Annotated in this window: 23 protein-coding genes; 10 read left to right on the top strand and 13 right to left on the bottom strand. The window is 69.0% G+C overall.

Annotated features, from left to right (window positions below; all coding sequences use genetic code 11):
- Positions 1–244: 244 nt before the first annotated feature.
- The 6 genes from DK254_RS19735 to ydcS form a co-directional block, all read right to left on the bottom strand.
- Positions 245–721: an ester cyclase gene (locus DK254_RS19735; protein WP_109935128.1), complete on the bottom strand. Its 477-nt coding sequence runs from the start codon at positions 719–721 to the stop codon at positions 245–247.
- Between the two features lie 92 nt (positions 722–813).
- On the bottom strand, positions 814–2,238 hold the full coding sequence (locus DK254_RS19730; RefSeq protein ID WP_109935127.1) for a gamma-aminobutyraldehyde dehydrogenase: 1,425 nt from the start codon (positions 2,236–2,238) through the stop codon (positions 814–816).
- A 185-nt stretch (positions 2,239–2,423) separates the two neighbouring features.
- On the bottom strand, positions 2,424–3,230 hold the full coding sequence (locus DK254_RS19725; RefSeq protein ID WP_089391494.1) for an ABC transporter permease: 807 nt from the start codon (positions 3,228–3,230) through the stop codon (positions 2,424–2,426).
- Positions 3,220–4,170, bottom strand: coding sequence for an ABC transporter permease (locus DK254_RS19720; protein WP_371921166.1), 951 nt, complete (start codon positions 4,168–4,170; stop codon positions 3,220–3,222). Before DK254_RS19720 ends, DK254_RS19725 begins: the two co-directional genes overlap by 11 nt.
- 1 nt (position 4,171) lies before the next feature.
- Positions 4,172–5,197 carry an ABC transporter ATP-binding protein gene (locus tag DK254_RS19715; protein ID WP_109935126.1) on the bottom strand — a complete coding sequence of 342 codons (1,026 nt, stop codon included), beginning with the start codon at positions 5,195–5,197 and terminating at the stop codon, positions 4,172–4,174.
- Positions 5,198–5,486: 289 nt separating this feature from the next.
- Entirely contained in the window at positions 5,487–6,626 is a 1,140-nt protein-coding gene (ydcS, locus tag DK254_RS19710) for a putative ABC transporter substrate-binding protein YdcS (RefSeq protein ID WP_109935125.1), read from the bottom strand.
- A gap of 372 nt (positions 6,627–6,998) precedes the next feature.
- Between ydcS and DK254_RS19705 the strand changes: the two genes are divergently transcribed.
- From DK254_RS19705 to DK254_RS19690, 4 genes are all read left to right on the top strand, one after another.
- Complete coding sequence (locus DK254_RS19705; RefSeq protein WP_109935124.1) at positions 6,999–8,408, top strand: circularly permuted type 2 ATP-grasp protein; 1,410 nt, start codon at positions 6,999–7,001, stop codon at positions 8,406–8,408.
- A 1-nt stretch (position 8,409) separates the two neighbouring features.
- The gene (locus tag DK254_RS19700; protein WP_089391910.1) at positions 8,410–9,360 is read left to right on the top strand and encodes an alpha-E domain-containing protein; all 951 of its coding nucleotides are present in this window, start codon (positions 8,410–8,412) and stop codon (positions 9,358–9,360) included.
- Positions 9,357–10,154, top strand: a complete 798-nt coding sequence (locus DK254_RS19695) for a transglutaminase family protein (RefSeq protein ID WP_109935123.1) — start codon at positions 9,357–9,359, stop codon at positions 10,152–10,154. The genes DK254_RS19700 and DK254_RS19695 overlap by 4 nt, the downstream gene beginning before the upstream one ends.
- A gap of 70 nt (positions 10,155–10,224) precedes the next feature.
- Positions 10,225–10,959 (top strand): proteasome-type protease, encoded by a 735-nt coding sequence (locus tag DK254_RS19690; RefSeq protein WP_109935122.1) that lies wholly within the window; start codon positions 10,225–10,227, stop codon positions 10,957–10,959.
- A gap of 902 nt (positions 10,960–11,861) precedes the next feature.
- On the opposite strand, the gene DK254_RS19685 is transcribed toward DK254_RS19690, so the two are convergent.
- Both DK254_RS19685 and DK254_RS19680 read right to left on the bottom strand, forming a co-directional pair.
- On the bottom strand, positions 11,862–12,044 hold the full coding sequence (locus tag DK254_RS19685) for a ribbon-helix-helix protein, CopG family (protein WP_109935121.1): 183 nt from the start codon (positions 12,042–12,044) through the stop codon (positions 11,862–11,864).
- A 92-nt stretch (positions 12,045–12,136) separates the two neighbouring features.
- Positions 12,137–12,574: a CBS domain-containing protein gene (locus DK254_RS19680; protein ID WP_109935120.1), complete on the bottom strand. Its 438-nt coding sequence runs from the start codon at positions 12,572–12,574 to the stop codon at positions 12,137–12,139.
- A gap of 235 nt (positions 12,575–12,809) precedes the next feature.
- Between DK254_RS19680 and DK254_RS19675 the strand changes: the two genes are divergently transcribed.
- Entirely contained in the window at positions 12,810–12,998 is a 189-nt protein-coding gene (locus DK254_RS19675) for a hypothetical protein (RefSeq protein WP_109935119.1), read from the top strand.
- Positions 12,999–13,011: 13 nt separating this feature from the next.
- Here DK254_RS19675 and DK254_RS19670 read toward each other — a convergent pair whose 3' ends face one another.
- Positions 13,012–13,740 carry a hypothetical protein gene (locus DK254_RS19670; RefSeq protein ID WP_109935118.1) on the bottom strand — a complete coding sequence of 243 codons (729 nt, stop codon included), beginning with the start codon at positions 13,738–13,740 and terminating at the stop codon, positions 13,012–13,014.
- Positions 13,741–14,061: 321 nt separating this feature from the next.
- On the opposite strand from DK254_RS19670, the gene DK254_RS19665 reads away from it, so the two are divergent.
- The 5 genes from DK254_RS19665 to DK254_RS19645 all read left to right on the top strand — a co-directional run bounded on the left by DK254_RS19665 (position 14,062) and on the right by DK254_RS19645 (position 19,287).
- Positions 14,062–15,276, top strand: coding sequence for an SfnB family sulfur acquisition oxidoreductase (locus DK254_RS19665; protein ID WP_109935117.1), 1,215 nt, complete (start codon positions 14,062–14,064; stop codon positions 15,274–15,276).
- Between the two features lie 9 nt (positions 15,277–15,285).
- On the top strand, positions 15,286–16,659 hold the full coding sequence (locus DK254_RS19660; RefSeq protein WP_109935116.1) for an LLM class flavin-dependent oxidoreductase: 1,374 nt from the start codon (positions 15,286–15,288) through the stop codon (positions 16,657–16,659).
- Positions 16,656–17,321: a methionine ABC transporter permease gene (locus DK254_RS19655; RefSeq protein ID WP_109935115.1), complete on the top strand. Its 666-nt coding sequence runs from the start codon at positions 16,656–16,658 to the stop codon at positions 17,319–17,321. Before DK254_RS19660 ends, DK254_RS19655 begins: the two co-directional genes overlap by 4 nt.
- A 98-nt stretch (positions 17,322–17,419) precedes the next feature.
- Positions 17,420–18,190, top strand: a complete 771-nt coding sequence (locus DK254_RS19650; RefSeq protein ID WP_109935114.1) for a MetQ/NlpA family ABC transporter substrate-binding protein — start codon at positions 17,420–17,422, stop codon at positions 18,188–18,190.
- Positions 18,191–18,243: 53 nt separating this feature from the next.
- The gene (locus DK254_RS19645; RefSeq protein WP_109935113.1) at positions 18,244–19,287 is read left to right on the top strand and encodes a methionine ABC transporter ATP-binding protein; all 1,044 of its coding nucleotides are present in this window, start codon (positions 18,244–18,246) and stop codon (positions 19,285–19,287) included.
- Between the two features lie 6 nt (positions 19,288–19,293).
- On the opposite strand, the gene DK254_RS19640 is transcribed toward DK254_RS19645, so the two are convergent.
- Genes DK254_RS19640 through msuE form a run of 4 tightly spaced genes read right to left on the bottom strand, consistent with a single transcriptional unit; the run spans position 19,294 to position 23,362 of the window.
- On the bottom strand, positions 19,294–20,421 hold the full coding sequence (locus tag DK254_RS19640) for a sigma-54-dependent Fis family transcriptional regulator (protein WP_109935112.1): 1,128 nt from the start codon (positions 20,419–20,421) through the stop codon (positions 19,294–19,296).
- Positions 20,422–20,430: 9 nt separating this feature from the next.
- Complete coding sequence (locus tag DK254_RS19635) at positions 20,431–21,642, bottom strand: acyl-CoA dehydrogenase family protein (RefSeq protein ID WP_109935111.1); 1,212 nt, start codon at positions 21,640–21,642, stop codon at positions 20,431–20,433.
- Complete coding sequence (gene ssuD / locus DK254_RS19630; RefSeq protein ID WP_109935110.1) at positions 21,639–22,790, bottom strand: FMNH2-dependent alkanesulfonate monooxygenase; 1,152 nt, start codon at positions 22,788–22,790, stop codon at positions 21,639–21,641. The genes DK254_RS19635 and ssuD overlap by 4 nt, the downstream gene beginning before the upstream one ends.
- 11 nt (positions 22,791–22,801) lie before the next feature.
- Positions 22,802–23,362: an FMN reductase gene (gene msuE, locus DK254_RS19625; protein ID WP_109935109.1), complete on the bottom strand. Its 561-nt coding sequence runs from the start codon at positions 23,360–23,362 to the stop codon at positions 22,802–22,804.
- Positions 23,363–23,576: the final 214 nt, after the last annotated feature.

The following is a 23,576-nucleotide window of genomic DNA, read 5'->3' as shown; positions in this document are numbered from 1 at the left end:
GCGAGGGGTGCTTTCCGGTGGCTGTCGTGCATTGGGTGGGCTTCTTTCCCTCTCCCCAACCCTCTCCCTGAAGGGAGAGGGGGCTGTATGGCGTGAAGCGCGGTTTTGAAGTTAGCCGGCAAGCCGGCGTTGCCGGTGAGCACCATTCTTCCCGTGGGCACGGACAGCTCCCTCTCCCTTCAGGGAGAGGGCGGGGGGAGAGGGTTGGTGGGGCCAGCGCAAACCTTCCAGCCCCAGGCCAACCTCACCACCCCAACTGCTTATGCAACCCCAGGGCGTCGTAATAGTCCCCCTGGTACACGATCTTGCCATCCTTGACCTTCACATAGCTCACGCCATCGAACGACAGCGGCTTGTTGGTCGCCGGGGTCTGGGCGTCCCAGGCGCCGGTGTTGGTGCCGCTGAAGGTCCACTGGAAGGCGATGCCGTCCTTGCTGACGATGGGCGTGCCGTTCATCTTCCACTTCAGGTCCGGCACGGCGCCGACGAAGACCTTGATGACGTTGTCGCGCGCGGCCTCGCGGCCCTTCTGCGGGGTGCCGACGGTGACGTCGAAGTACTCCGCGTCCTTGGCCAGGTAGCCGGCGGCCTTCTCGGCGTCGTGGGCGTTCCACGCGGCCATGTAGGCGTCGACTATCTGTTTAGGGCTCTCCGCGGCCTGGGCCAGGCCGGCGAGGGTGAACAGCGACAGCAGGTAGAACGCTCTGACGAGGTGACGCATGCTTGCCTCCGTTGCGGGCGCGCCCGCGGGGTTGTGGGCCGGGTGGCCCGAGGCGCTGGGCCCCCGCGAACGCGAGGGCCCAGCGACTTGCCTCAGTGCTTGAACATCACATGGCGGACGGCGGTGTAGTCCTCCAGCCCGTACATGGACATGTCCTTGCCGTAGCCGGAATGCTTCACGCCGCCGTGTGGCATTTCGCTGACCAGCATGAAGTGAGTGTTGACCCAGGTGCAGCCGTACTGCAGGCGGGCCGCCAGGCGGTGGGCGCGGCCGACGTCGCGGGTCCACACCGAGCTTGCCAGGCCGTAGTCGGAGTCGTTGGCCCAGGCCAGGGCCTGCGCCTCGTCGTCGAACTCGGTGACCGAGACCACCGGGCCGAATATCTCGCGGCGCACCACTTCGTCGTCCTGGCGGGCGCCGGCCAGCACGGTCGGCTCGAAGAAGAAGCCGGGGCGGTCGGCGCGCTTGCCGCCGGTGACCACCTGGATGTGCGGCACCTGGCGGGCGCGCTCGACGAAGCCTTCGACGCGCTGCAGGTGTTGCTCGGTGATCAGCGGGCCGAGCTCGGTGTCCGGGTCGTCCTGCTCGCCGTAGCGGATGCTGCCGACGGCTTCGCCCAGCTTCTGCACGAACCTGGCGTACACGCCCTTCTGCGCGTAGATGCGGCAGGCGGCGGTGCAGTCCTGCCCGGCGTTGTAGAAGCCGAAGGTGCGGATGCCTTCCACGGCGGCGTCGATGTCGGCGTCGTCGAAGATGATCACCGGGGCCTTGCCGCCCAGTTCCATGTGCATGCGCTTAACGGTATCGGCGGTGCCGGCGATGATGCGGCTGCCGGTGGCCACCGAGCCGGTCAGCGAGACCATGCGCACCTTCGGGTGGGTGGTCAGCGGCTCGCCGACGCTCGGGCCGCGGCCGAAGACCATGTTGACCACGCCAGCGGGGAAGATTTCGGCGATCAGCTCGGCCAGGCGCAGGGCGGTCAGCGGCGTCTGCTCGGAGGGCTTGAGCACCACGGTGTTGCCGGCGGCCAGGGCCGGGCCCAGCTTCCAGGCGGCCATCATCAGCGGGTAGTTCCAGGGCGCGATCGAGGCCACCACGCCCACCGGGTCGCGGCGGATCATCGAGGTGTGGCCGGGCAGGTACTCGCCCGCGGCCGAACCCTGCAGCACGCGGCTGGCGCCGGCGAAGAAGCGGAACACGTCGGCGATGGCCGGCAGTTCGTCGTTCAGCGCCGCGCTGTAGGGCTTGCCGCAGTTGCTGGATTCCAGGCGGGCCAGCTCCTCGGCGTTGGCGTCGATGGCGTCGGCCAGTTTCAGCAGCAGCAGCGAGCGGTCCTTCGGTGCGGTCTGCGACCAGCTGTCGAAGGCGGCGTCGGCGGCTTCCACCGCGGCGTTGACCTGGGCCGGCGAGGCCTCGGCGATCTCCACCAGGGGGGTGCCCAGGGACGGGTTGAGTACGGCGAGCTTCTCGCCTTCGCCAGCGACCAGTTGGCCGTTGATCAGCAGTTTGGTTTGCATTCTTTAAGTCCTCTTGGTCAGGAGCTTGCAGGTATTCGTTGGGGTTTCTTTTATGGGGCCGCCGTTTACGGCAGTCCTGAGGGGGTCTGTTGTTTCGGAGCGGGGGCTTTTCCCTCTCCCCCCGCCCTGGCTACGCGCCCCGCTCCGAAGGGAGAGGGTTAGGGAGAGGGCCGCACGGCACGGTGTCACTTGCCACTCCCCGCCACACCCTCGCCACCCTTGGTCAGGTAGTAGGCGCCAAGGATCGGCAGCATGGTCACCAGCATCACCAGCATGGCCACCACGTTGGTCACCGGGACGTCGCGCGGGCGCGTCAGCTGGTTGAGCAGCCAGATCGGCAGGGTGCGCTCGTGGCCGGCGGTGAAGGTGGTGACGATGATCTCGTCGAAGGACAGCGCGAAGGCCAGCATGCCGCCGGCCAGCAGGGCCGAGCCGAGGTTCGGCAGGATCACGTGGCGGAAGGTCTGCCAGCCGTCGGCGCCCAGGTCCATCGAGGCTTCGATGAGGCTGTGGGAGGTGCGGCGGAAGCGCGCGATCACGTTGTTGTAGACGATCACCACGCAGAAGGTCGCGTGGCCGATGACGATGGTCAGGAAGCCCGGCTCGATGCCGAGGGTCTTGAACGCCGACAGCAGCGCGATGCCGGTGATGATGCCGGGCAGGGCGATGGGCAGGATCAGCATCAGCGAGATGCCTTCCTTGCCGAAGAAGTCGCGGCGGTACAGCGCGGCCGCGGCCAGGGTGCCCAGGAGCATGGCGATCAGGGTGGCGACGCAGGCGATCTTCAGCGACAGGGTGATCGACTCCAGCACGTCCTGGCGGGCGAAGGCGACGCTGAACCAGTGCAGGGTGAAGCCCTGCGGCGGGAAGCTGAACGCGGCGTCCTCGGTGTTGAAGGCGTACAGGAAGATGATCAGGATCGGGAAGTGCAGGAACACCAGCCCGCCCCAGGCGGCCGCTTTCAGGCCCCAGGAAGCTTTGTCAGAGTGCATCGAAGGCCCCCAGGCGTTTGACGATGGACAGGTACAGGGCGATCAGCACGATGGGCACCAGGGTGAAGGCGGCGGCCATCGGCATGTTGCCGATCGCGCCCTGCTGGGCGTAGACCATGCTGCCGATGAAGTAGCCCGGCGGGCCCACCAGCTGCGGCACGATGAAGTCGCCCAGGGTCAGGCTGAAGGTGAAGATCGAGCCGGCGGCGATGCCCGGGATCGACAGCGGCAGGATCACCTGCGCGAAGGTCTGCCGCGGGTGCGCACCGAGGTCCGCCGAGGCCTGCAGCAGCGACGGCGGCAGGCGCTCCAGGGAGGCCTGGATCGGCAGGATCATGAACGGCAGCCAGATGTAGACGAACACCAGGAAGCGCCCCAGGTGCGAGGTGGACAGGGTGTTGCCGCCCACGCCGGGAACGTCCATCAGCAGGTCCAGCAGCCATTGCAGGCCGAGGTGGTGCACGAACCACATCGCCACGCCGCCCTTGGCCAGCAGCAGGGTCCAGGCATAGGCCTTGACGATGTAGCTGGCCCACATCGGCATCATCACCGCGATGTAGAAGAACGCCTTGGTCTTGCCGCTGGTGTAGCGCGCCATGTAGTAGGCGATGGGGAAGGCCACCACGCCGCTGGCAATGGACACGGCCACCGCCATCAGCACTGTGCGCTGGATGATGTCGAAGTTGGCTGGGGTGAACAGGGCGGCGAAGTTGGCCCAGGTCAGGTCCGGCGTCACCGTCATGGTGAAGTCGTCGAAGGTGTAGAAGCCCTGCCACATCAGGGTCAGCAGCGAACCCAGGTAGATCGCGCCGAACCACAGCAGCGGCGGTACCAGCAGCAGCGAGAGGTACAGCGTCGGCTTGCGGTACAGCAGGTTGGACAGGCGCCGTAGCGGGCCGTTGCCGGCCGTAGGCGCCGGCGCGTTCATCGTCAGTTCCATCTCAGGCGCCCTCGTTCAGCGCCACCATGGCCTCGCGCGCCCAGCGCGCGGTCACGCGCTGCCCCGGCTGGTGGGCGACGGCGGCGGCGTCCCACTGGCTGTTGGCCTGGCTCAGGCAGAGGTTCTGGCCGTTGTCCAGGCGGATCTCGTAGCGGGTGGCGGCGCCCTGGTACTGGATGTCGTGCAGCAGGCCGCTGATCTCCAGGTCGCAGGCCGCGCGCTCGCCGCTGGCGAAGCGGATGTGCTCGGGGCGGATGGAGAACGGCTGGGCGTTGCCGGTGAGCTGCCGGGCGAGGTCGCCGCGCAGCACGTTGGAGGTGCCGACGAACTCGGCGACGAAGGGCGTGGCCGGCTTCATGTAGAGGTTGCGCGGGGTGTCCACCTGCTCGATGCGGCCCTTGTTGAACACCGCCACGCGGTCGGACATGGACAGCGCTTCGCCCTGGTCGTGGGTGACGAAGATGAAGGTGATGCCCAACTGGCGCTGCAGCTTCTTCAGCTCGCTCTGCATCTGCTCGCGCAGCTTCAGGTCCAGCGCGCCCAGGGGCTCGTCCAGCAGCAGCACGCGCGGGCGGTTCACCAGGGCCCGGGCTAGGGCCACGCGCTGGCGCTGGCCGCCGGACAGCTGCGCCGGCTTGCGGCTGCCGTAGTTGGCCAGGGCGACCATGTTCAAGGCCTCTTCGGCACGCTGGAGACGCTCGGCCTTGGCCACGCCCTTGACCTTCAGCCCATAGGCGACGTTGTCCAGCACGTTCATGTGCGGGAACAGCGCGTAGTCCTGGAACACCGTGTTCACGTCGCGCTCGTAGGGCGGCAGCCCGGCGGCTTCCTGGCCATGGATGCGGATGGAGCCGGAGGAGGGCTGCTCGAACCCGGCGATCAGCCGCAGGCAGGTGGTCTTGCCCGAGCCCGAGGGACCGAGCATGGAGAAGAACTCGCCATCGCGGATCTCGATGGACACCCGGTCGACGGCTTTCACCTCGCCGTAGTGGCGGCTCACCTCGGTGAACTGGACGGCTGTGGTCATGGCGCTACCCGCGTGGCTGGTGTGCTCTAACAGGGTAGTGCATGGGGGAGCGCCGGGCTGGATCCAGATGTAGGGCGTACAACCGTTCGCGGTTGTACGCCGTTACACCCAGGGTCGAACCCGAGTGGGCCGGTAACCGTGGCCAGGCGGCGGATAACCGCGAACGGTTATTCGCCCTACGTTCCTGGATGTTTGATCGTGGCGGGGAGAGGGTGCTCTTGATCCTGGCGCCGAAGCCACCGGCAAACCCCGTTCGCGAGCAAGCTCGCTGCTACGAAAAGCCGGAGCGCTACCTGCCGCCCATGATCGCGATGTAATCCTGCGTCCAGCGGCTATAGGGCACGTACTTCCCGCCCTCGGCCTGCGGCGTCTTCCAGAAGGCGATGCGCTCGAACTGGTCGTAGCCGTTGGTGGCGCAGCCCTGGGCGCCGAGCAGCTGGCTTTCCTTGCAGCCGGCCGGCACCGCCGGCACCGAGCCGAACCAGGCGGCGACGTCGCCCTGCACCTTGGGCTCCAGCGACCAGTTCAGCCACTTGTAGGCGCAGTTCGGGTGCTTGGCGTCGACGTGCAGCATGGTGGTGTCGGCCCAGCCGGTGACGCCCTCGGCGGGGATGGTCGAGGCGATCGGCTGCTTCTCGCCCTGCAGGGCGTTGACCTGGTAGGGCCAGGAGCCGGAGGCGGCCACGCCCTCGTTCTTGAAGTCGCTCATCTGCACGGTCGCGTCGTGCCAGTAGCGGTGGATCAGCGCGTGCTGGGCGCGCAGCAGCTTGAGCACCGCGGCGTACTGGTCCTCGGTGAGCTGGTACGGGTCCTGGATGCCCAGGGAGGGTTCGGTGGCCTTGAGGTAGAGCGCGGCGTCGGCGATGTAGATGGGCCCGTCGTAGGCCTGCACGCGGCCCTTGTTGCTCTTGCCGTCGGGCAACTGCTGTTCCTTGAACACCACGCTCCAGCTTTCCGGCGCCTTGGGGAAGACCTTGGTGCTGTACATCAGCACGTTGGGCCCCCACTGGTAGGGCGTGCCGTAGTGCTTGCCGGCGACGGTGTGCCAGGGCGCGTCCTGCAGGCGTGGGTCGACGTTCTTCCAGTTGGGGATCCGGCTGACGTCGATCGGCTGCACGCGCTTGCCGTAGACCAGGCGCAGCGAGGCGTCGCCGGAGGCGGTGACCAGGTCGTAGCCGCCCTTGGCCATCAGGCTGACCATCTCGTCGGAGGTGGCGGCGGTCTTCACGTTGACCTTGCAGCCGGTCTCCTTCTCGAAGGGCGTCACCCAGTCGTAGTTCTTGTCGCTCTCACCGCGCTCGATGTAGCCGGGCCAGGCGATGATGTCGAGGGCGCCCTCGGGCGCGCCGCTCTGGGCGGCCTGCGAGGCGGCGCTGGCCAGGGCGCAGACGCCGGCGAAGGCCAGGGGGGCGAATTTCGGGGAAGGCATGGTCGGACTCCTGTAAGGGGGTAGGAGCCTCTGCGGCCGTACCGCACCGCGGGCGGGGCACCTGGGCGACAGCATCATGTCATGGCAGATCGATATCTCTGGCAGCCTAGTCGCGCCCTGCAGGGGCTACAAGCCCACGGCCGCCGTTCCGGCTAAGCATAGGCCCAAGTCCGGCGGGCCGGTTGCCGCCGCTGGCCTAGACTGACCCGGTTGGCGCCAAACGGGGCGGTGCCGGCCCGTTGCCCGCGCCGGCTGCACCAAGTTGGCGCACCAGGGCTGGGCGTGTTTTGCAAGTCATTGAAGCAAAAGGCTTTGTTTCGATGGCACGGGGCTTGCGATGGCAAGAGTACTGGTGGCGACAAGGAGTTCGGCATGTCCCGCACTTTCTACGATGAGATGTATGACGCGAATGGCCAGTGCCGGGCGCACTACCGCGAATTCGCCCGCTGGCTGGCGGCGGCACCGCCGGAGACACTGGAGCAGCGCCGGCGCGAGGCCGACCTGCTGTTCCACCGCGCCGGCATCACCTTCACCCTCTATGGCGACGAGCAGGGCACCGAGCGCCTGATCCCGTTCGACACCATCCCGCGCAGCATTCCCATGAGCGAATGGCGCGTGGTGGAGCGCGGCTGCATCCAGCGGGTGCGGGCGCTGAATATGTTCCTCGCCGATCTCTACCACGAGCAGCGCATCATCAAGGCCGGGGTGGTCCCGGCGGAGCAGGTGCTGACCAACGAGGGCTACCAGATCGCCATGCAGGGCCTGGACCTGCACCGCGACCTCTACGCCCATATCGCCGGCGTCGACCTGGTGCGCGACGCCGACGGCAGCTACTACGTGCTGGAGGACAACCTGCGCACCCCCAGCGGCGTGAGCTACATGCTCGAGGACCGCAAGATGATGATGCGGCTGTTCCCCGAGCTGTTCGCCGCGCAGCGCATCGCCCCCATCGACCACTACCCGAACCTGCTGCTGGAGACTCTGCGCAGCTCCAGCCCGCTGGACAACCCCAGCGTGGTGGTGCTGACCCCGGGGCGCTTCAACAGCGCCTACTTCGAGCACGCCTTCCTGGCCCGCGAGATGGGCGTGGAGCTGGTGGAGGGCGCCGACCTGTTCGTCCGCGACGAGCGCGTGTACATGCGCACCACCGCCGGCCCGCGCCCGGTGGACGTGATCTACCGGCGCCTGGACGACGCCTTCCTCGACCCCCTGGCCTTCAACCCCGAGTCGATGCTCGGCGTGCCCGGCCTGCTGGCGGCCTACCGCGCCGGCAACGTGGTGCTGGCCAACGCCATCGGCACCGGGGTGGCCGACGACAAGTCGATCTACCCCTACGTCGGCGACATGGTGCGCTTCTACCTGTCCGAGGAACCCATCCTGAAGAACGTACCCACCTGGCAGTGCCGCAAGCCCCAGGACCTGTCCCACGTGCTGGCGCACCTGCCGGAACTGGTGGTCAAGGAAACCCAGGGCTCCGGCGGCTACGGCATGCTGGTGGGCCCCGCGGCCAGCAACCAGGAGATCGAGGCCTTCCGCGAACGCATCAAGGCCCGCCCGCACGCCTACATCGCCCAGCCGACGCTGTGCCTGTCGACCTGTCCGACCTACGTCGACAGCGGCATCGCCCCGCGGCACATCGACCTGCGGCCCTTCGTGCTGTCCGGCCGCGAGACGCGCCTGGTGCCCGGCGGGCTGACCCGCGTGGCGCTGCGCGAGGGCTCGCTGGTCGTCAATTCGTCACAGGGTGGCGGTACCAAGGACACCTGGGTGGTGGAGGACTGAGATGCTGAGCCGTACCGCAGCCGACCTGTACTGGATGTCCCGCTACCTGGAGCGCGCGGAGAACCTCGCGCGCATGCTCGACGTGAGCTACTCGCTGTCGCTGATGCCGCCGGACGACCGCGGCGGCGGCGCCGACGAGCTGGCCATGCCGCTGCTGATCACCGGCACCATGGACGACTACCTGGAACGCCACGGGAAGATGCAGCCCGAGCGCATGCTGCACTTCTTCGCCCTCGACGCCGACAACCCGGCGAGCATCTACCGCTGCCTGCAGGCCGCCCGCGGCAACGCCCACGCGGTGCGCGGGCGGATCACCGCGGACATCTGGGAGAACATCAACGCCACCTGGCTGGAGATGCGCAGCATCGCCCAGCAGGGCCTGGGCCGCTACGGCATCAGCCGCTTCTGCGAATGGGTGAAGGAGCGCTCGTACCTGTTCCGCGGCGCCACCTACGGCACCATCATGCGCGGCGAGGCCTCCAGCTTCATCCGCCTGGGCACCTTCATCGAACGCGCCGACAACACCCTGCGCCTGCTCGACGCCCGCTACGAGCTGCTCGGCGAGGAGGCCGAGGAGGTCAGCGACACCTCGGCGCGCGGCTACTACCAGTGGAGCGCGCTGCTGCGCGCCCTGTCGTCCTTCGAAGCCTACAACGAGATCTACCGTGGCTCGCCCGATGCCCGCCACGTGTCCGAACTGCTGCTCCTGCGTGCCGAGGTGCCCCGTTCCCTGCAAGCCTGCGTGGAGGAACTGGACGGCATCCTATCCACCCTGCCCGGCGACAACGGCCGGCCGGCGCAGCGCCTGGCCGCCGAGCTGGCCGCGCGCCTGCGCTACACGGCGATCGACGAGATCCTCGGCGACGGCCTGCACGCCTGGCTCACCGACTTCATCCTGCTGGTCCGCCAACTGGCCCGGGCAATCCACAGTTCCTATCTGGAGGCCGTATGAAACTCGCCATCAGCCACGACACCACCTACCGCTACGACGACCCGGTGCGCGCCAGCATCCAGTACCTGCGCCTGACGCCCCAGGAAAGCGAGCGCCAGCACGTGCTCAGCTGGGAGCTCACGCTGCCGCGCCCGGCCCGCGCCCAGCGCGACCCCTACGGCAACGTGCTGCACGTGCTGAGCATCGACGAACCCCACGAGGCCGTGGTGATCCGCGCCCGCGGCCTGGTGGAGATCGACGAGAGCCGCGAGGCCGAGCACGACGCCCAGTCGCCGCTGCCGTTCCTGCGTCACACCCGCCTGACCACCCCCGACGACGCCCTGCGCGCCTTCGCCCTGGCGCAGTGCGGCGAGGCCCGCGACCGCGCGGCGCTGATCAGGCTGATGCACGCCCTGCACGCGCAGATGCCGTTCCAGCCGGGCTCCACCGGGGTGGAAAGCACCGCCGCCGAGGCCTTCGCCGGTGGCGCCGGGGTCTGCCAGGACCACACCCATGCCTTCCTCGCCTGCGCGCGCAGCCTGGGCATCCCGGCGCGCTTCGTCTCCGGCTACCTGTACCGCGGCAGCGACCAGGACCTGGCCAACCACGCCTGGGCCGAGGCCTGGCTGGACGATGCCTGGTACAGCTTCGACGTGACCAACGAACTGGCGCGCCCGGAGCGCCACCTGAAGCTGGCGGTGGGCCTGGACTACCTGGACGCCTGCCCGGTGCGCGGCATGCGCCGCGGCAGCGGCCTGGGCGAGCAGATGCACGCGCGGGTGGTGGTGGCGCCGCTGTTGCGCGGCCAGCAGTGAGCCCGACGGGGCAGGGCGAAGGCGCCCGGTGGTCTAGTATTCCCCGGGCACCCCAGAAGAAGGCCATCCCATGACCTATTGCGTAGCCATGTGCCTGGACGAGGGCCTGGTGTTCGCCTCGGACTCGCGGACCAACGCCGGCATCGACCACATCGCCACCTTTCGCAAGCTGTTCACCTTCGGCGTGCCCGGCGAGCGCCTGATCGTGCTGCAGAGCGCCGGCAACCTGGCCACCTCGCAGTCGGTGGTGAACCTGCTGAAGCAACGCCTGGGCGACGCCGCCCAGGCCAACCTGCACAGCGTGCCCACCCTCTACGAGGCCACCGCCCTGGTGGCCGCCACCGTGCGCGAGGTGGTGGCCCGCGACGCCGCGCCCCTGGCCGGCAACACCGACCTGAGCTGCTCCTTCCTGGTCGGCGGGCAGATCGCCGGCGGCCCGCCGGAGCTGTACAGCATCTACCCCCAGGGCAACTTCATCCAGGCCACGGAAGACACGCCCTTCCTGCAGCTGGGCGAGAGCAAGTACGGCAAGCCGATCCTCGACCGCAACCTGGAATTCACCACCAGCCTGGCCGAAGGCCTGCGCTGCGCGCTGGTGTCCTTCGACTCGACCATCCGCAGCAACCTCTCGGTGGGCATGCCGCTGGACCTGCTGGTGTACCACCGCGACAGCCTGATCGTCCCGGCGGGCTACCGGGTGACGGAGGAGGACGCCTACTACGCGAGCATCCGCAAGCAGTGGTCGGCGGGGCTGCACGAGCTGCTGGCGCAACTGCCGGCGCCGCCGCCGGAGTACAACATCTAGCCGGGGGAGGGCTGTGCCACCGGAGGGTTTTGTGTGGCGGGGGGCAATCGCGGACGGAGTCCGCTCCTACGCCCGTGCTTCCTGGAACCGTAGGCGCGGACCTTGTCCGCGATTCGGCGGATAACGCCGTAGGCGTTATGCGCCCTACGTGGGAACCCGGGAGCTTCGTGGTTTCGCGCCACACCGAACGGTCCCCTCTCCCGCTTGCGGGGGAGGGTTAGGGAGGGGGAGCGGAGTCAGGGTTGGCAGAAGTGCCAGAGCGAAGTCCGTCCCCTCTCCCCAACCCTCTCCCTGAAGGGAGAGGGGGCTGTCCCGAGCTGTCGGATAACGCAGAGTCAGCCGGCAAACTCGTAGGGCGAATAACCGTTCGCGGTTATCCGCCGTTGGCCGTGCCACCGGGGCGTCCGGCGTGGCCGGTGAATCCAATCGCGGACGGAGTCCGCTCCTACGCCCCTGCTTCCTGGAACCGTAGGAGCAACTGTCTTGCAGCCTGCGCCGAGATGCTCTTCGTAGGAGCGAGCTTGCTCGCGAACAAACGCGGTGCCATGCGGTTCGCGAGCAAGCTCGCTCCTACGAAAAGCGCTGCCAACCGGTGATGTAGGAGCGGACTCCGTCCGCGATTGGTATCGGCCACGCCGGGCGCCCCGGCGGCACGGGCAATGGCGGATAACCGCGAACGGTTATGCGCCCTACGCACAGTCTATCTATTGCGAAGGTGTGAGGTTGACTCCGGCCCTTCCCCCTGCAGAGGACAGCCCCCTCTCCCGCTTGCGGGAGAGGGCTGGGGAGAGGGTGCTCTTGCCCCGAATGCCTACGTTACCGGGAAGCACGGTCGTAAGCGGGCCTTGCCCGCGATTCGCGCGCAGGGCGCGCTCCTGCATGGGCGATTGTGCGGGCTGGCCTCAATCCTGCCCGCCCACCTTCGGCTGCGTGGCGTAGCTCACCCCGTGGCTCTCCAGGTAGTCCCGGATCAGCTGGCGAACCACCTGGGAGGGGGTCAGGTCCTGGCTGGCGCAGAGTTCCTCGAAGGCCTTCTTCTTCATCGGGTCGATCAGGACGGTCAGGCGGGCGGTGCGGTTTTCCATGGGTTCTACTTGTTCGGGTCGCGGATGTTAATCAAATTCTAATGCCCCATCCGCGCCCCTGTCATGGCGCCGTCCGCCGCGCCCCCGGCGGCTCACTGTTCGCCGCGGATGTACTGCTCCAGCTGCTGGATCAGCGCGGCCTGCTCGGCGATGGCTTCCTTGACCAGGTCGCCGATGGACAACAGGCCCACCAGCTGGCCGTTCTCCACCACCGGCAGGTGGCGCAGGTGGCGCTCGGTCATGATGCTCATGCAGGTGTCGATGTTCTGCTGCGAGTCCACCGTGACCACTGGCGAGCTCATGATGGCGCTGACCGGGGTGCCCACCGAGGAGCGGCCCTGGAGGATCATCTTGCGCGCGTAGTCGCGTTCGCTGACCACGCCCACCACCTGGCCGTTGTCCACCACCGGCAGGGCGCCGACGTTCTTCACCGCCATCACCCGCAGGGCGTCGAGCACCATCTCGTGCGGGCCTATGGTGTGCACCTGCTGGCTCTGCTTGGCGTGGAGGAGCTGTGCGACGGTCTTCATGCTGGATGTCCTTCTACTGTTGTGCGGGGGCACCTGCCCCGAGTGGCCACAGGATCGGCAAGCGGGGCGTTGCGCACAATGCTGGAAACGGCATCGCCCCGATAGGAAAACGTCATCGCCTTCCTTCTGACTTATAGCCAAATGCGCCGTGCCGCGCGACCACCGAGGCTTTGCGCGGGCCCTGCGAGGCCGTAGCATGGGGGCTCCGCTGCACCCCGCCTGCCGAGACCGCACCATGCACGACGACGACATCGACCTCCCCGAGCCGGAGCACGAGCACCTGCTCGACCACGAGTGGGATGACGACGCCCCGGAGGACTTCGAGCACGACGCCACCGGCCTGCGCGACGAGCCGGAGGACGATCAGGACGATCAGGACGACTGGGACGACGAGGACGACGGCGCCCACTGGCACGACGACTGAGGCGCGCCGGCGCTCACTGCGCGGTGATGCGCCGGTATTCGTTCTGGTACTGGTCGAACGGCAGGTTGCTGCGCTGCAGCTTCTGCAACTGGCGTTCCTGGTTCTCCACCGCCACCACCGGCTTGGCCGCCGCGTCGCGGCTGGCCACCGACTGGCCGGGCGCCGGTGCCGGCGCGGGCCGGGCCGGTTGCTCGGCCGGCGCGCTGGCCGGCGTCGGGGACTCCGGTAGCGGGTCGCGCTTGGCGATGCGCTGGGCGCCTTCGACTTCCTCGATGATGGCCTTGGAAATGTCCTTGAGCTGGCCTTCCAGCGAGGTGGGTTCGGCGATGTCGCTCTCGTAGCGGCGCGAGCCCATCAGCCGGCCGCTGGGGCCGTCGGTGAAGCGCACGTTGACGCGCAGGCTGCCCTTGCCCAGGCCGTCGCCGTCGGCCTCCTGGCGCAGGCGGTCGACTTCCACCACCAGCAGCGTCGCCGGCACGCTGGTGGTCGCCACCGCGCCGGTCTGCTCGCCCAGCTGGTAGTCGGACGACGCCGCGTCGTCCTGCAGCATGCGCCGCCAGGCGCCGGTCAGCCGCGTCCAGCCCGGCGTGGCGGTCACGCCGGGGTCGCCCTGGAAGTTCACCAGCAGGCGGTTGCGGGTGTCGGCATAGGTGCTGATGGGGGAGAGCGCGTCGGCGCGCTTCACATCCGCCGCGCAGCCGACCAGGCCGGCCGCGAGGAGCAGTACGAAACAGGTACGCACGGTGGCCTCCTTGGAAATGCGCGGGCCGGGAGTTTCAAGTCTAGTCGGTGCTTTGGCGCTTGCAGGGCGCGGCGGCACATTTCCGTCGCCCGGCTGTCCGTCCCATGCTTCGGCGGGGCTGTTGCCCGGGGAACAACTGTTGGCTGCCGGACAGTGCTTCAACAGGCAGTGTCCGGCCGGCCACTCGTTTGTCGCCGATAAATCTCAACTAATTGATATTTAAGATAAAAAATTCAGGCATGGATTGTGCTCGGACAGAGCAGGGCCCGCTGCCGGGAGGTCCCGGCCCCACACGGGCCACTGTTCGCCACGAGGAAGACCATGTCCGTTTCTGCTGCCTACCCCCTCAACCGCCCCGCCGCGCGCGTGATCCGCGACGACGCCGAGGCCATCCGCGTCGCCCACGAGGTCGCCGAGCTGCTGCTGGCCGGCGCCTCCGGGCGCGACCTCGACCGCCGGGTGCCGGCGGAGGTCGTCGACGCCTTCTCCAACAGCGGCCTGTGGGGCATCACCGTGCCGCGCGAGTACGGCGGCGCGGAGGTCTCCCACGCCACCCTGGCCCAGGTGATCGCCATCGTCTCGGCGGCCGACCCGTCGCTGGGGCAGATTCCGCAGAACCACTACTGCCTGCTGGAAGACATCCGCCTGCAGGGCACCGAGGAGCAGAAGCGCTACTTCTTCGGCCTGGTGCTGGAAGGCCACCGCTTCGCCAACGCGCTGTCGGAAACCGGCGGCAAGAACGTCCAGGACATCCGCACCCGCCTGGTCGCCGAAGGCGACGGCTACCGCATCGACGGCCGCAAGGGCTACTGCACCGGCTCGCTCTACGCGCACTGGCTGGGCGTGCTGGCGCTGGACGAGCAGGACCGCGCGCAACTGGCCTTCGTGCCCCGCGAAAGCGCCGGGCTGGCGGTGATCGACGACTGGGACAGCATCGGCCAGCGCACCACCTCCAGCGGCAGCGTGCTGCTCGAAGGCCTGCGCGTGCCGGCCTTCAACCTGTTCCCCAGCTACCGCTCCTACGAAAGCCCGACCCTGGCCGGGCCCTTCGCCCAGATCACCACCGCCGCCATCGACGCCGGCATCGCCCGCGCGGCGCTGCGCGACACCATCGCCTTCGTCCGCGAGCAGGCGCGCCCGTGGATCGACGCAGGTGTGGACAAGGCCAGCGAGGACCCGCTGACCATCATCCAGGTCGGCGGCCTGGACATCCGCCTGGAGGCCGCCGAAGCCCTGCTGGAGCGCGCCGGCCGGGTGCTCGACGCCGGCAAGGCCGAGCCCGACGAGGACAAGGTGGCCGCCGCCTCGCTGGCGGTGGCGCGGGCCAAGGTGCTGACCACCGAGATCGCCATCGAGGCCAGCAACAAGCTGTTCGAGCTGGGTGGCACCCGCTCCACCCTGCGCAAGCACAACCTCGACCGCCACTGGCGCAACGCCCGCGTGCACACCCTGCACGACCCGGTGCGCTGGAAGTATCACCTGGTCGGCAACTGGCTGCTCAACGGCAAGCGCCCGCCGCGCCACGACTGGAACTGAGGGCGCGCGATGAGCAAGCAGATCCGCCTCAACGCCTTCGCCATGAACACCGTCGGGCACCTGTCGCCCGGCCTCTGGCGCCACCCGCGCGACCAGGCGCGGCGCTACACCGACATCCACTACTGGATCGAACTGGCCAGGACCCTGGAGCGCGGCAAGCTCGACGGCCTGTTCATCGCCGACGTGCTGGGCGTGTACGACGTCTATGGCGGCAACGCCGACGCCGCGCTCAGCACCGGCGCCCAGGTGCCGGTGAACGACCCGCTGCAACTGGTCCCGGCGATGGCCGCGGCCACCCGCCACCTGGGCTTCGGCGTGACCGCCTCGGTGTCCTTCGAGCACCCGTTCCCCTTCGCCCGGCGCATGTCCACCCTCGACCACCTGACCGGCGGCCGCGCCGGCTGGAACATCGTCACCTCGTACCTGGCCAGTGGCGCGCGCAACCTCGGCCAGCAGCGCCAGCTGTCCCACGACCAGCGCTACGCCCTGGCCGAGGAATACCTGCAGGTCTGCTACAAGCTGTGGGAGACCAGCTGGGAGGACGACGCCGTGGTCGCCGACCGCGACAGCGGTGTCTACGCCGAGCCGGGCAAGGTCCACGGTATCCACCATGCTGGCGAGTACTTCCAGGTGCCCGGCTTCCACCTCTGCGAGCCCTCGCCGCAGCGCACCCCGGTGCTCTACCAGGCCGGCGCCTCCAGCCGCGGCCGGGCCTTCGCCGCGGCCAACGCCGAGTGCGTGTTCGTCGCCGCGCCGAGCAAGGCGGTGCTGAAGAAGCAGGTGGCCGACCTGCGCGAGGCGGTGCGCGCCGCCGGGCGCGACCCGGCCGACGTGCTGGTGCTCGAACAGCTCACGGTGATAGTCGCGCCGACCGACGCCGAGGCCCTGGCGCGCCTGGCCGAGTACCGCGAGTACGCCAGCGCCACCGGCGCGCTGACCCTGATGTCCGGCTGGACCGGTATCGACTTCGCCGAATACGCCCCCGGCCAGGTGTTGCGCGAAGTGCCCAGCGATGCCATCCAGTCGGCGGTGGAAGCCTTCACCCGCGCCGACCCGACGCGCACCTGGACCACCGCCGAGATCGCCGACTACTGCGCCATCGGCGGCGACGGGCCGGTGCTGGTCGGCTCGCCGCAGACCGTGGCCGACCAGTTGCAGGAATGGGTGGAAGAAACCGACGTCGACGGCTTCAACCTGGCCGGCGTGGTGATGCCGGAAACCTTCGAGGCGGTGGTCGACCTGCTGGTGCCGGAGCTGCAGGCCCGCGGCCTGTTCAAGCGCGACTACGCCGAAGGCACCCTGCGCCACAAGCTGTTCGGCGCCGGCGACCGCCTGGCCGCGCCGCACCCGGTCGCCACCCTGCGCGAGGAGGTCCGGCGATGAACGAATGGCTGGCCAACGTCGACTGGAGCGAGATCGCCCAGGCCTGCCTGGACACCCTCAGCATGCTCGGCGCGGCCCTGGGCTGCACCGTGCTGCTGGGGCTGCCGCTGGGCGTGCTGCTGTACCTCACCGGCCAGCGCCAGCTGCTCGACTCGCCGCGCCTGTACCGCACCCTCTCGGTGGTGGCCAACGTGCTGCGCTCGATGCCGTTCATCATCCTGCTGATCGTGCTGATCCCGGCCACCGAGCTGCTCACCGGCACCTCGCTGGGCGTGCGCGGCGCCATCCCGCCGCTGGTGGTGGGCTGCACGCCGTTCTTCGCGCGGCTGGTGGAAAGCTCGCTGCGCGAAGTGGACCGCGGCCTGGTGGAAGCGGTGCAGGCCATGGGTGCGAGCACCCGCCAGATCGTCTTCCACACCCTGCTGCCGGAAGCGCGCACCGGGCTGATCGCGGCCATCACCGTGACCGCCATCGTGCTGGTCGACTACACGGCCATGGCCGGGGTGGTCGGCGGCGGCGGCCTGGGCGACCTGGCCATCCGCTTCGGCTACCAGCGTTTCCAGACCGACGTCATGGTGGTCACCGTGCTGCTGCTGATCCTGCTGGTGCAGGCCCTGCAGATGAGCGGCGACCGCCTGGTGCGCCACTACACCCGGCGCTGAACCCAACACCCGCTCGCGGCGGCCGGGAAACGTCGCCGCAGGCCCACGTCCACACCCACGACGGCCATCCCAAGAAACCACTGATCGGAGCAAGCACAATGAAGAAAGTCCTGGCCGCCCTGGCTGCCGTCATCGCCATCAACGCCCACGCCAACGAACACCTGGTGGTGGGCGCCACCCCGGTGCCGCACGCGGAAATCCTCGAGTTCGTCAAGCCGGCCCTGGCCAAGGAAGGCGTGGACCTGGAGGTGAAGGTCTTCAACGACTTCATCCAGCCCAACCTGCAGCTGGCGAAGAAGAATCTCGACGCCAACTACTACCAGTACCGCCCGTTCCTCGATGACTTCAACAAGACCCGCCACACCAACCTGGTGCCGGTGGTCGGCGTGCACATCGAGCCCTTCGGCGCCTATTCGGCCAAGTACAAGAGCCTGGCCGAGCTGCCCGATGGCGCCAGCGTAGCCATCCCCAACGACCCGGTGAACACCGGCCGCGCCCTGGTGCTGCTGGCCGAGGCCGGGCTGATCAAGCTGAAGGACCCGGCGAACCCGCAGTCCACCCAGCGCGACATCGTCGACAACCCGCACCACCTGAAGATCCGCGAGCTGGAAGGCGCCATGCTGGCGCGCTCGGTGAAACAGGTCGACCTGGCCTTCGTCTTCGCCAACTACGCGCTGGAAGCCGGCATCGACATCAAGAGCGCGCTGATCGTCGAGAAGGGCAAGGACCTCTACATCGAGTTCCTGGTGGCGCGCCCGGACAACATCCAGGACCCGGGCATCCAGAAGCTCGCCAAGGCGCTCAACTCGCCGGAAGTGCGCAACTTCATCCTGACCCGCTACAAGGGCGAGATCGCCCCCGGCTTCTGATGTGACCCGGCGCGGCGCCCAGGACGGGCGCCGCGCCCGGCAGGAACGCACCCATGGTCAGCTTCAAGCATTCGCAGCCGCTGGCGGCTGCCACCCACATCCGCCTGCAGGGCCTGGCCAAGCACTATCTGGCCGGCGGCCGGGAAGTGCAGGCGCTGCACGGCATCGACCTGGAGATCCGCCGTGGCGAGGTCTTCGGCATCATCGGCCGCAGCGGCGCCGGCAAGTCCTCGCTGCTGCGCTCGCTCAACCGCCTGGAACGGCCCAGCGCCGGCCAGGTGCTGGTCGACGGCGAGGACATCGGCGCCTTCGACGACGGGCGCCTGGCGCAGTTGCGCCGGCGCACCGGGATGATCTTCCAGCACTTCAACCTGATGGCCTCGCGCACGGTCGGCGACAACGTCGCCCTGCCGCTGGTGCTGGCCGGCGTGCCGCGCGCCGAGCGCGCCCGGCGCGTTGACGAACTGCTGCAGCTGGTGGGCCTGGCGGACAAGCGCGACGCCTACCCGGCGCAGCTGTCCGGCGGGCAGAAGCAGCGCGTCGGCATCGCCCGCGCGCTGGTGTTGCAGCCGGACCTGCTGCTGTGCGACGAGGCCACCTCGGCGCTGGACCCGGAAAGCACCCAGTCCATCCTCGCGCTGCTGCGCGACATCAACCGCCGCCTGGACCTGACCATCGTCCTCATCACCCACGAGATGGAAGTGATCCGCGACCTCTGCGACCGCGTGGTGGTGCTGGAGCGCGGCCAGGTGGTGGAGCAGGGCGAGGTCTGGGAAGTGTTCGGCGACCCGCGCCACGAGGTGACGCGCAGCCTGCTCGGCACCCTGCACCACGATGCCGACGGCGAGGCGGCGGGCGAGGGCCTGCTGCTGGACCTGCACTACAGCGGCGCCAGCGCCCGCGAGCCGGAGCCGGCCGCCATCGGCCGCGAACTGGGCTTCGCGGTGCACCTGGTGCAGGCCAGCCTGGAACGCATCCAGGGCCGCTCCTTGGGCAGCCTGCGGCTGCGCGTGGTAGCGCCGCTGGCGGAACGCGAAAGGATAGTGGCGCGCGCGCGGACGCTGGCCGACCGCGTCAGCCTGGTGGGCGGCGCCTGAAGGGGCTCAGATGGACAGCCGCACCACGCGGTTGTCCAGCTCCTGCTCCGGGCCGCGGCGCTTGTTCACCACCAGTTCGCCGATGGCGATCAGCCGCGTGCGGGTGACGTTGCGCGACAGGCCGAGCAGGTTGGCGGTGTGCACCTGGTTGTGGTGGCAGAAGCGGTAGGCGGCGCGCAGCAGGCTTTCCTCGACGCGCTCGTAGAGCGCCCCGGCGGATTCCTCGAACAGGCGGCGGAAGGCGCGCTGCAGCAGTTCCTCGGCGGATTCGCCGCCAGTGGCCGCCGGGCTGCCGCTGTGCCCCGCCGGGGCCTCGTCCTGGCGTTCCAGGCGCAGGTTGGACAGGCGCAGGTCGTCCTCGCGCACCAGGCCGTCGCGGCAGGTGAGCAGGCTGTGGTGGATGACGTTCTCCAGCTCGCGGATGTTGCCCGGCCAGCCGTAGCCGACCAGCTTGCGCTCGGCCTCGGCGCTGAGCTGCACCTGGCCGTAGCCCAGGCGCTCGCTGTAGCTGCGGATGAAATGGCGGGTCAGCGGCAGGATGTCGCCGGGGCGTTCGCGCAGCGGGTGCAACTGCAGGGTGACGACGTTGAGGCGGTAGTACAGGTCCTCGCGGAAGTGCCCGGCGTTGATCGCCCGTTCCAGCTGCACGTTGGTGGCCGCCAGCACCCGCACGTTGATCGGGATGCTCTTGCGCGAGCCCAGGCGCACCACCTCGCGCTCCTGCAGCACGCGCAGCAGCTTGACCTGGATGGCCATGGGCAGGTCGCCGATCTCGTCGAGGAACAGGGTGCCGCCGTTGGCTTCCTCGAACCAGCCGGCCTTGGCGCTCAGGGCGCCGGTGAAGGCGCCCTTTTCATGGCCGAACAGTTCCGCCTCCACCAGCGACTCGGAGAAGGCCCCGCAGTTCACCGCGACGAAGGGCCCGTTGCGCCGCCCGCTGAGGTTGTGGATGTGCCGCGCCACCAGCTCCTTCCCCGTGCCGGTCTCGCCGATGATCAGGACGCTGGCCTCGCTGGGGGCGACCTGTTGCAGATGGGCGAGCAGCGCCTGCGATTTCGGGTCTTCGAAGACCTGTGCGGTCGCCCGGATCGAGGTGGCCAGTGCGGGGGAGGGGGGTAGCGTCAGCAGTTGCATGTCTCTGCCTCAGGAGTAGAAGGTGGGTGTCGGCCGCGTGCCGTTGAGCGCCCAGTCCCCCAGCTCGTGGAGCTTGTAGTCCAGCGGGTCGTGCAGGGACTGGGTGCGCAGGTTGCGCCAGAAGCGGTCCAGGCGCAGCGAGGCGTGGGTGGCGCGGGCGCCGGTGACCTCGAACAGGCGGTTGCAGATGTCCAGGCCGGTGCGGCTGGCGGCGACCTTGGCGGTGGCGATGGCCACCGCCAGCTGCGCGCGCTCCTCGGCGCCCAGGGCGTGTTCCTTGCGCCAGGCCTCGTCCAGCTGCGCGGCGGCGCGTTCCACCAGCAGGCGCACGCCTTCCAGGCCGACCCAGAACTCGCCGTAGTGGCGCAGCACGTACGGGTCCTCGCCGACGCTGCGGGCGCTGGAGCGGAACCACGGGCGGCTTTCCTTGAGGCTGTACTGCCGCGCCTCCTCGAAGGCGCCCTCGGCCACGCCGAGGAACAGGTTGGCGAACAGCAGCTGGGCGATCAGCGGGCGCAGGCAGGCGAAGGGCGTGCTCAGCGGGCCCGGGTCGAGCAGCAGCTCGGACTCTTCCACGCGCACCCGTTCGAAGGTGGCGCTGCCGCTATCGGTCTGGCGCTGGCCCATGTTGTCCCAGTCGCCGTGCAGGGTGATGCCGGTGCGGCCGCTGGGGATGGCGGCGATCAGCAGCTTGCCGCCGTTGCCTTCGTCCACCGCCGAGGCGATCAGCATTTCCGAGTCGCTGGCGCCGGAGCAGAAGCTCTTCTTGCCGGAGAACTCGCGCCAGCCGTCGAGCTTCTTCACCACCGTGCGGGTGTCCAGGGGGTTGAGGGCGTTGCCCCAGAACCAGTTCTTGCGCGCGGTCTGCTCGAACCACGGCTGCCACTGCTCGGGGCGGGCGAACAGGCGCACGGTGGCCAGCATCAGGTGCTGGAAGCCGAACACGTGGGCCACGGAACTGTCGACGCGGGCGAACTCGCGGGTCACTTCCAGGGCCTCGCTCCAGCTGGCGCCCAGGCCGCCGTACTGTTGCGGGATGACCAGCCCGAGCAGGCCGCTGCGGCGCAGGGCGTCGCGCTCGGCCTTCGGGGTGCCGCCGAGCTTGTCGCGCTCCACGGCGCTTTCGGCGAAGTCCGCCGCCAGCTGGCGGGCCAGCTGCAGCGGGCTGAGGACGGAGGCTTGTGCGGACGAATTCACGGGCAGCTCCTCGTGCCGGCTCATGCCGACTGCTTCCGGGCAGTGGGCAGGACGTCGTTGGCGATCATTTCGCCGAACGGCCCGGTGAGGTTGGTCAGGCCGTGGCCGGCCAGGCTGGCGTAGGGCTCGGGCAGCAGCGGGAAGACCAGCTCGGCGAAGCGGTAGGCTTCTTCCAGGTGCGGGTAGCCGGAGAAGATGAAGCTGTCGATGCCCAGGTCCGCGTATTCCTTGATGCGCTCGGCGACCTGCTGCGGGTTGCCCACCAGCGCGGTGCCGGCGCCGCCGCGCACCAGGCCGACGCCGGCCCACAGGTTCGGCGCCACCACCAGCCTGTCGCGGCGCCCGCCGTGCAGTGCGGCCATGCGCCGCTGGCCTTCGGAGTCGAAGCGCGAGAACGACTGCTGCGCGGCGGCGATGGTGTCGTCGGAGATGTGCTCGATGAGCTGGTCGGCGGCCTTCCAGGCTTCTTCCTCGGTGGGCCGGACGATCACGTGCAGGCGGATGCCGAACTTCACTTCGCGCCCGTGGCGGGCGGCGCGCTGGCGCACGTCGGCGATCTTCGCCGCCACCGCGGCCGGCGGCTCGCCCCAGGTCAGGTATACGTCCAGCTGCTCTGCGGCCAGCTCGTGGGCGGCTTCCGAGGAGCCGCCGAAGTACAGCGGCGGGTAGGGCTTCTGGATCGGCGGGTAGAGCGCCTTGGCGTTCTCCACCTGGATGTGCTTGCCGGCGAAGTCCACCGACTCGCCCTGCAGCACCCGGCGCCAGATGCGCAGGAATTCGTCGGTGACCTCGTAGCGCTCGGCGTGGCTGAGGTGGATGCCGTCGCCGCGGTTCTCGTCGGGGTCGCCGCCGGTCACCACGTTGATCAGCAGGCGGCCGCCGGAGAGGCGGTCGAGGGTCGCGGCCATGCGCGCGGAAACGGTCGGCGAGATGATCCCCGGGCGGATCGCCACCAGGTAGCGCAGGCGCTCGGTAAGCGGCGCCAGGGCCGAGGCGATCACCCAGGAGTCCTCGCAGGAACGCCCGGTGGGGATGAGCACGCCGTGGTAGCCGAGGCCGTCGGCGGCCTGGGCGATCTGCTTGAGGTAGTTGAGGCTGACCGGGCGCGCGCCCTGGCTGGTGCCCAGGTAGTGGCCGTCGCCGTGGGTGGGGAGGAACCAGAAGACATTCATCGTGGCGCTCCTCAGGCGATGCGGCGCAGTGCGCGGTGGTCGCCGAACAGCGGCAGGGCGCGTTCCACCGCCAGGCGGATGCGCGCCTGCAGCAGTTCGCAGGTGACGCGGTAGTCCTGGAAGTCGGCCTCGCTGGCGTACACGCCCAGGGGCAGGGTCAGGGACTGGAAGAAGCTGAACAGCGGGCGCAGCTGGTGGTCGATGACCAGGGCATGGCGCTGGCTGCCGCCGGTGGCGGCGAGCAGCACCGGGGTACCGATCAGGGCGTCCTGGCCGATCAGGTCGAACAGGTGCTTGAGCTGCCCCGGGTAGGCGCCGCGGTACACCGGCGAGGCCACCAGCAGCAGGTCGGCCGCCTCGATGGCGCGCAGCTGCGCTTCCACTTCCGCCGGCAGCTCGGCGCGGCTCAGGGCGCCGCCCACCGGGCGGGCGATGTCGGCCAGCTCGATGAGCTGGACCTCGGTGTCCAGGTGGCGGCCGATCTCGGCGAGGATGGCCTCGGTCAGGACCAGGGTGCGGGAGGGGCGATAGGCGCCGCCGGACACGGCGACCACTTTCAAGGGGGCAGTCATTCTCGGTTTCCTGTGCTGTTGCCCTGCCGGCAGGGCGGGTCCAGATCCTTTTCGCAAGACCTGTGCCAGGACTCAACGCATTGATTCGTATGGATATTTATCAAGTGTTGCTGGGCGAACTGTTGGCTGGCGGGTAGTTGCTGCTGGGCAACTGTTGGCAGCGCAACAGTGTGCTGGCCGTCGATTCCTGCGCAGTTATAGAGGAATCGAGGTG

It is taken from the genome of Pseudomonas sp. RW407 (assembly GCF_003176655.1).
Lineage (GTDB): Bacteria > Pseudomonadota > Gammaproteobacteria > Pseudomonadales > Pseudomonadaceae > Pseudomonas > Pseudomonas delhiensis.
Note: the sequence above shows the minus strand (reverse complement) of the source record. Positions and strands in the feature narration are given on the sequence as shown.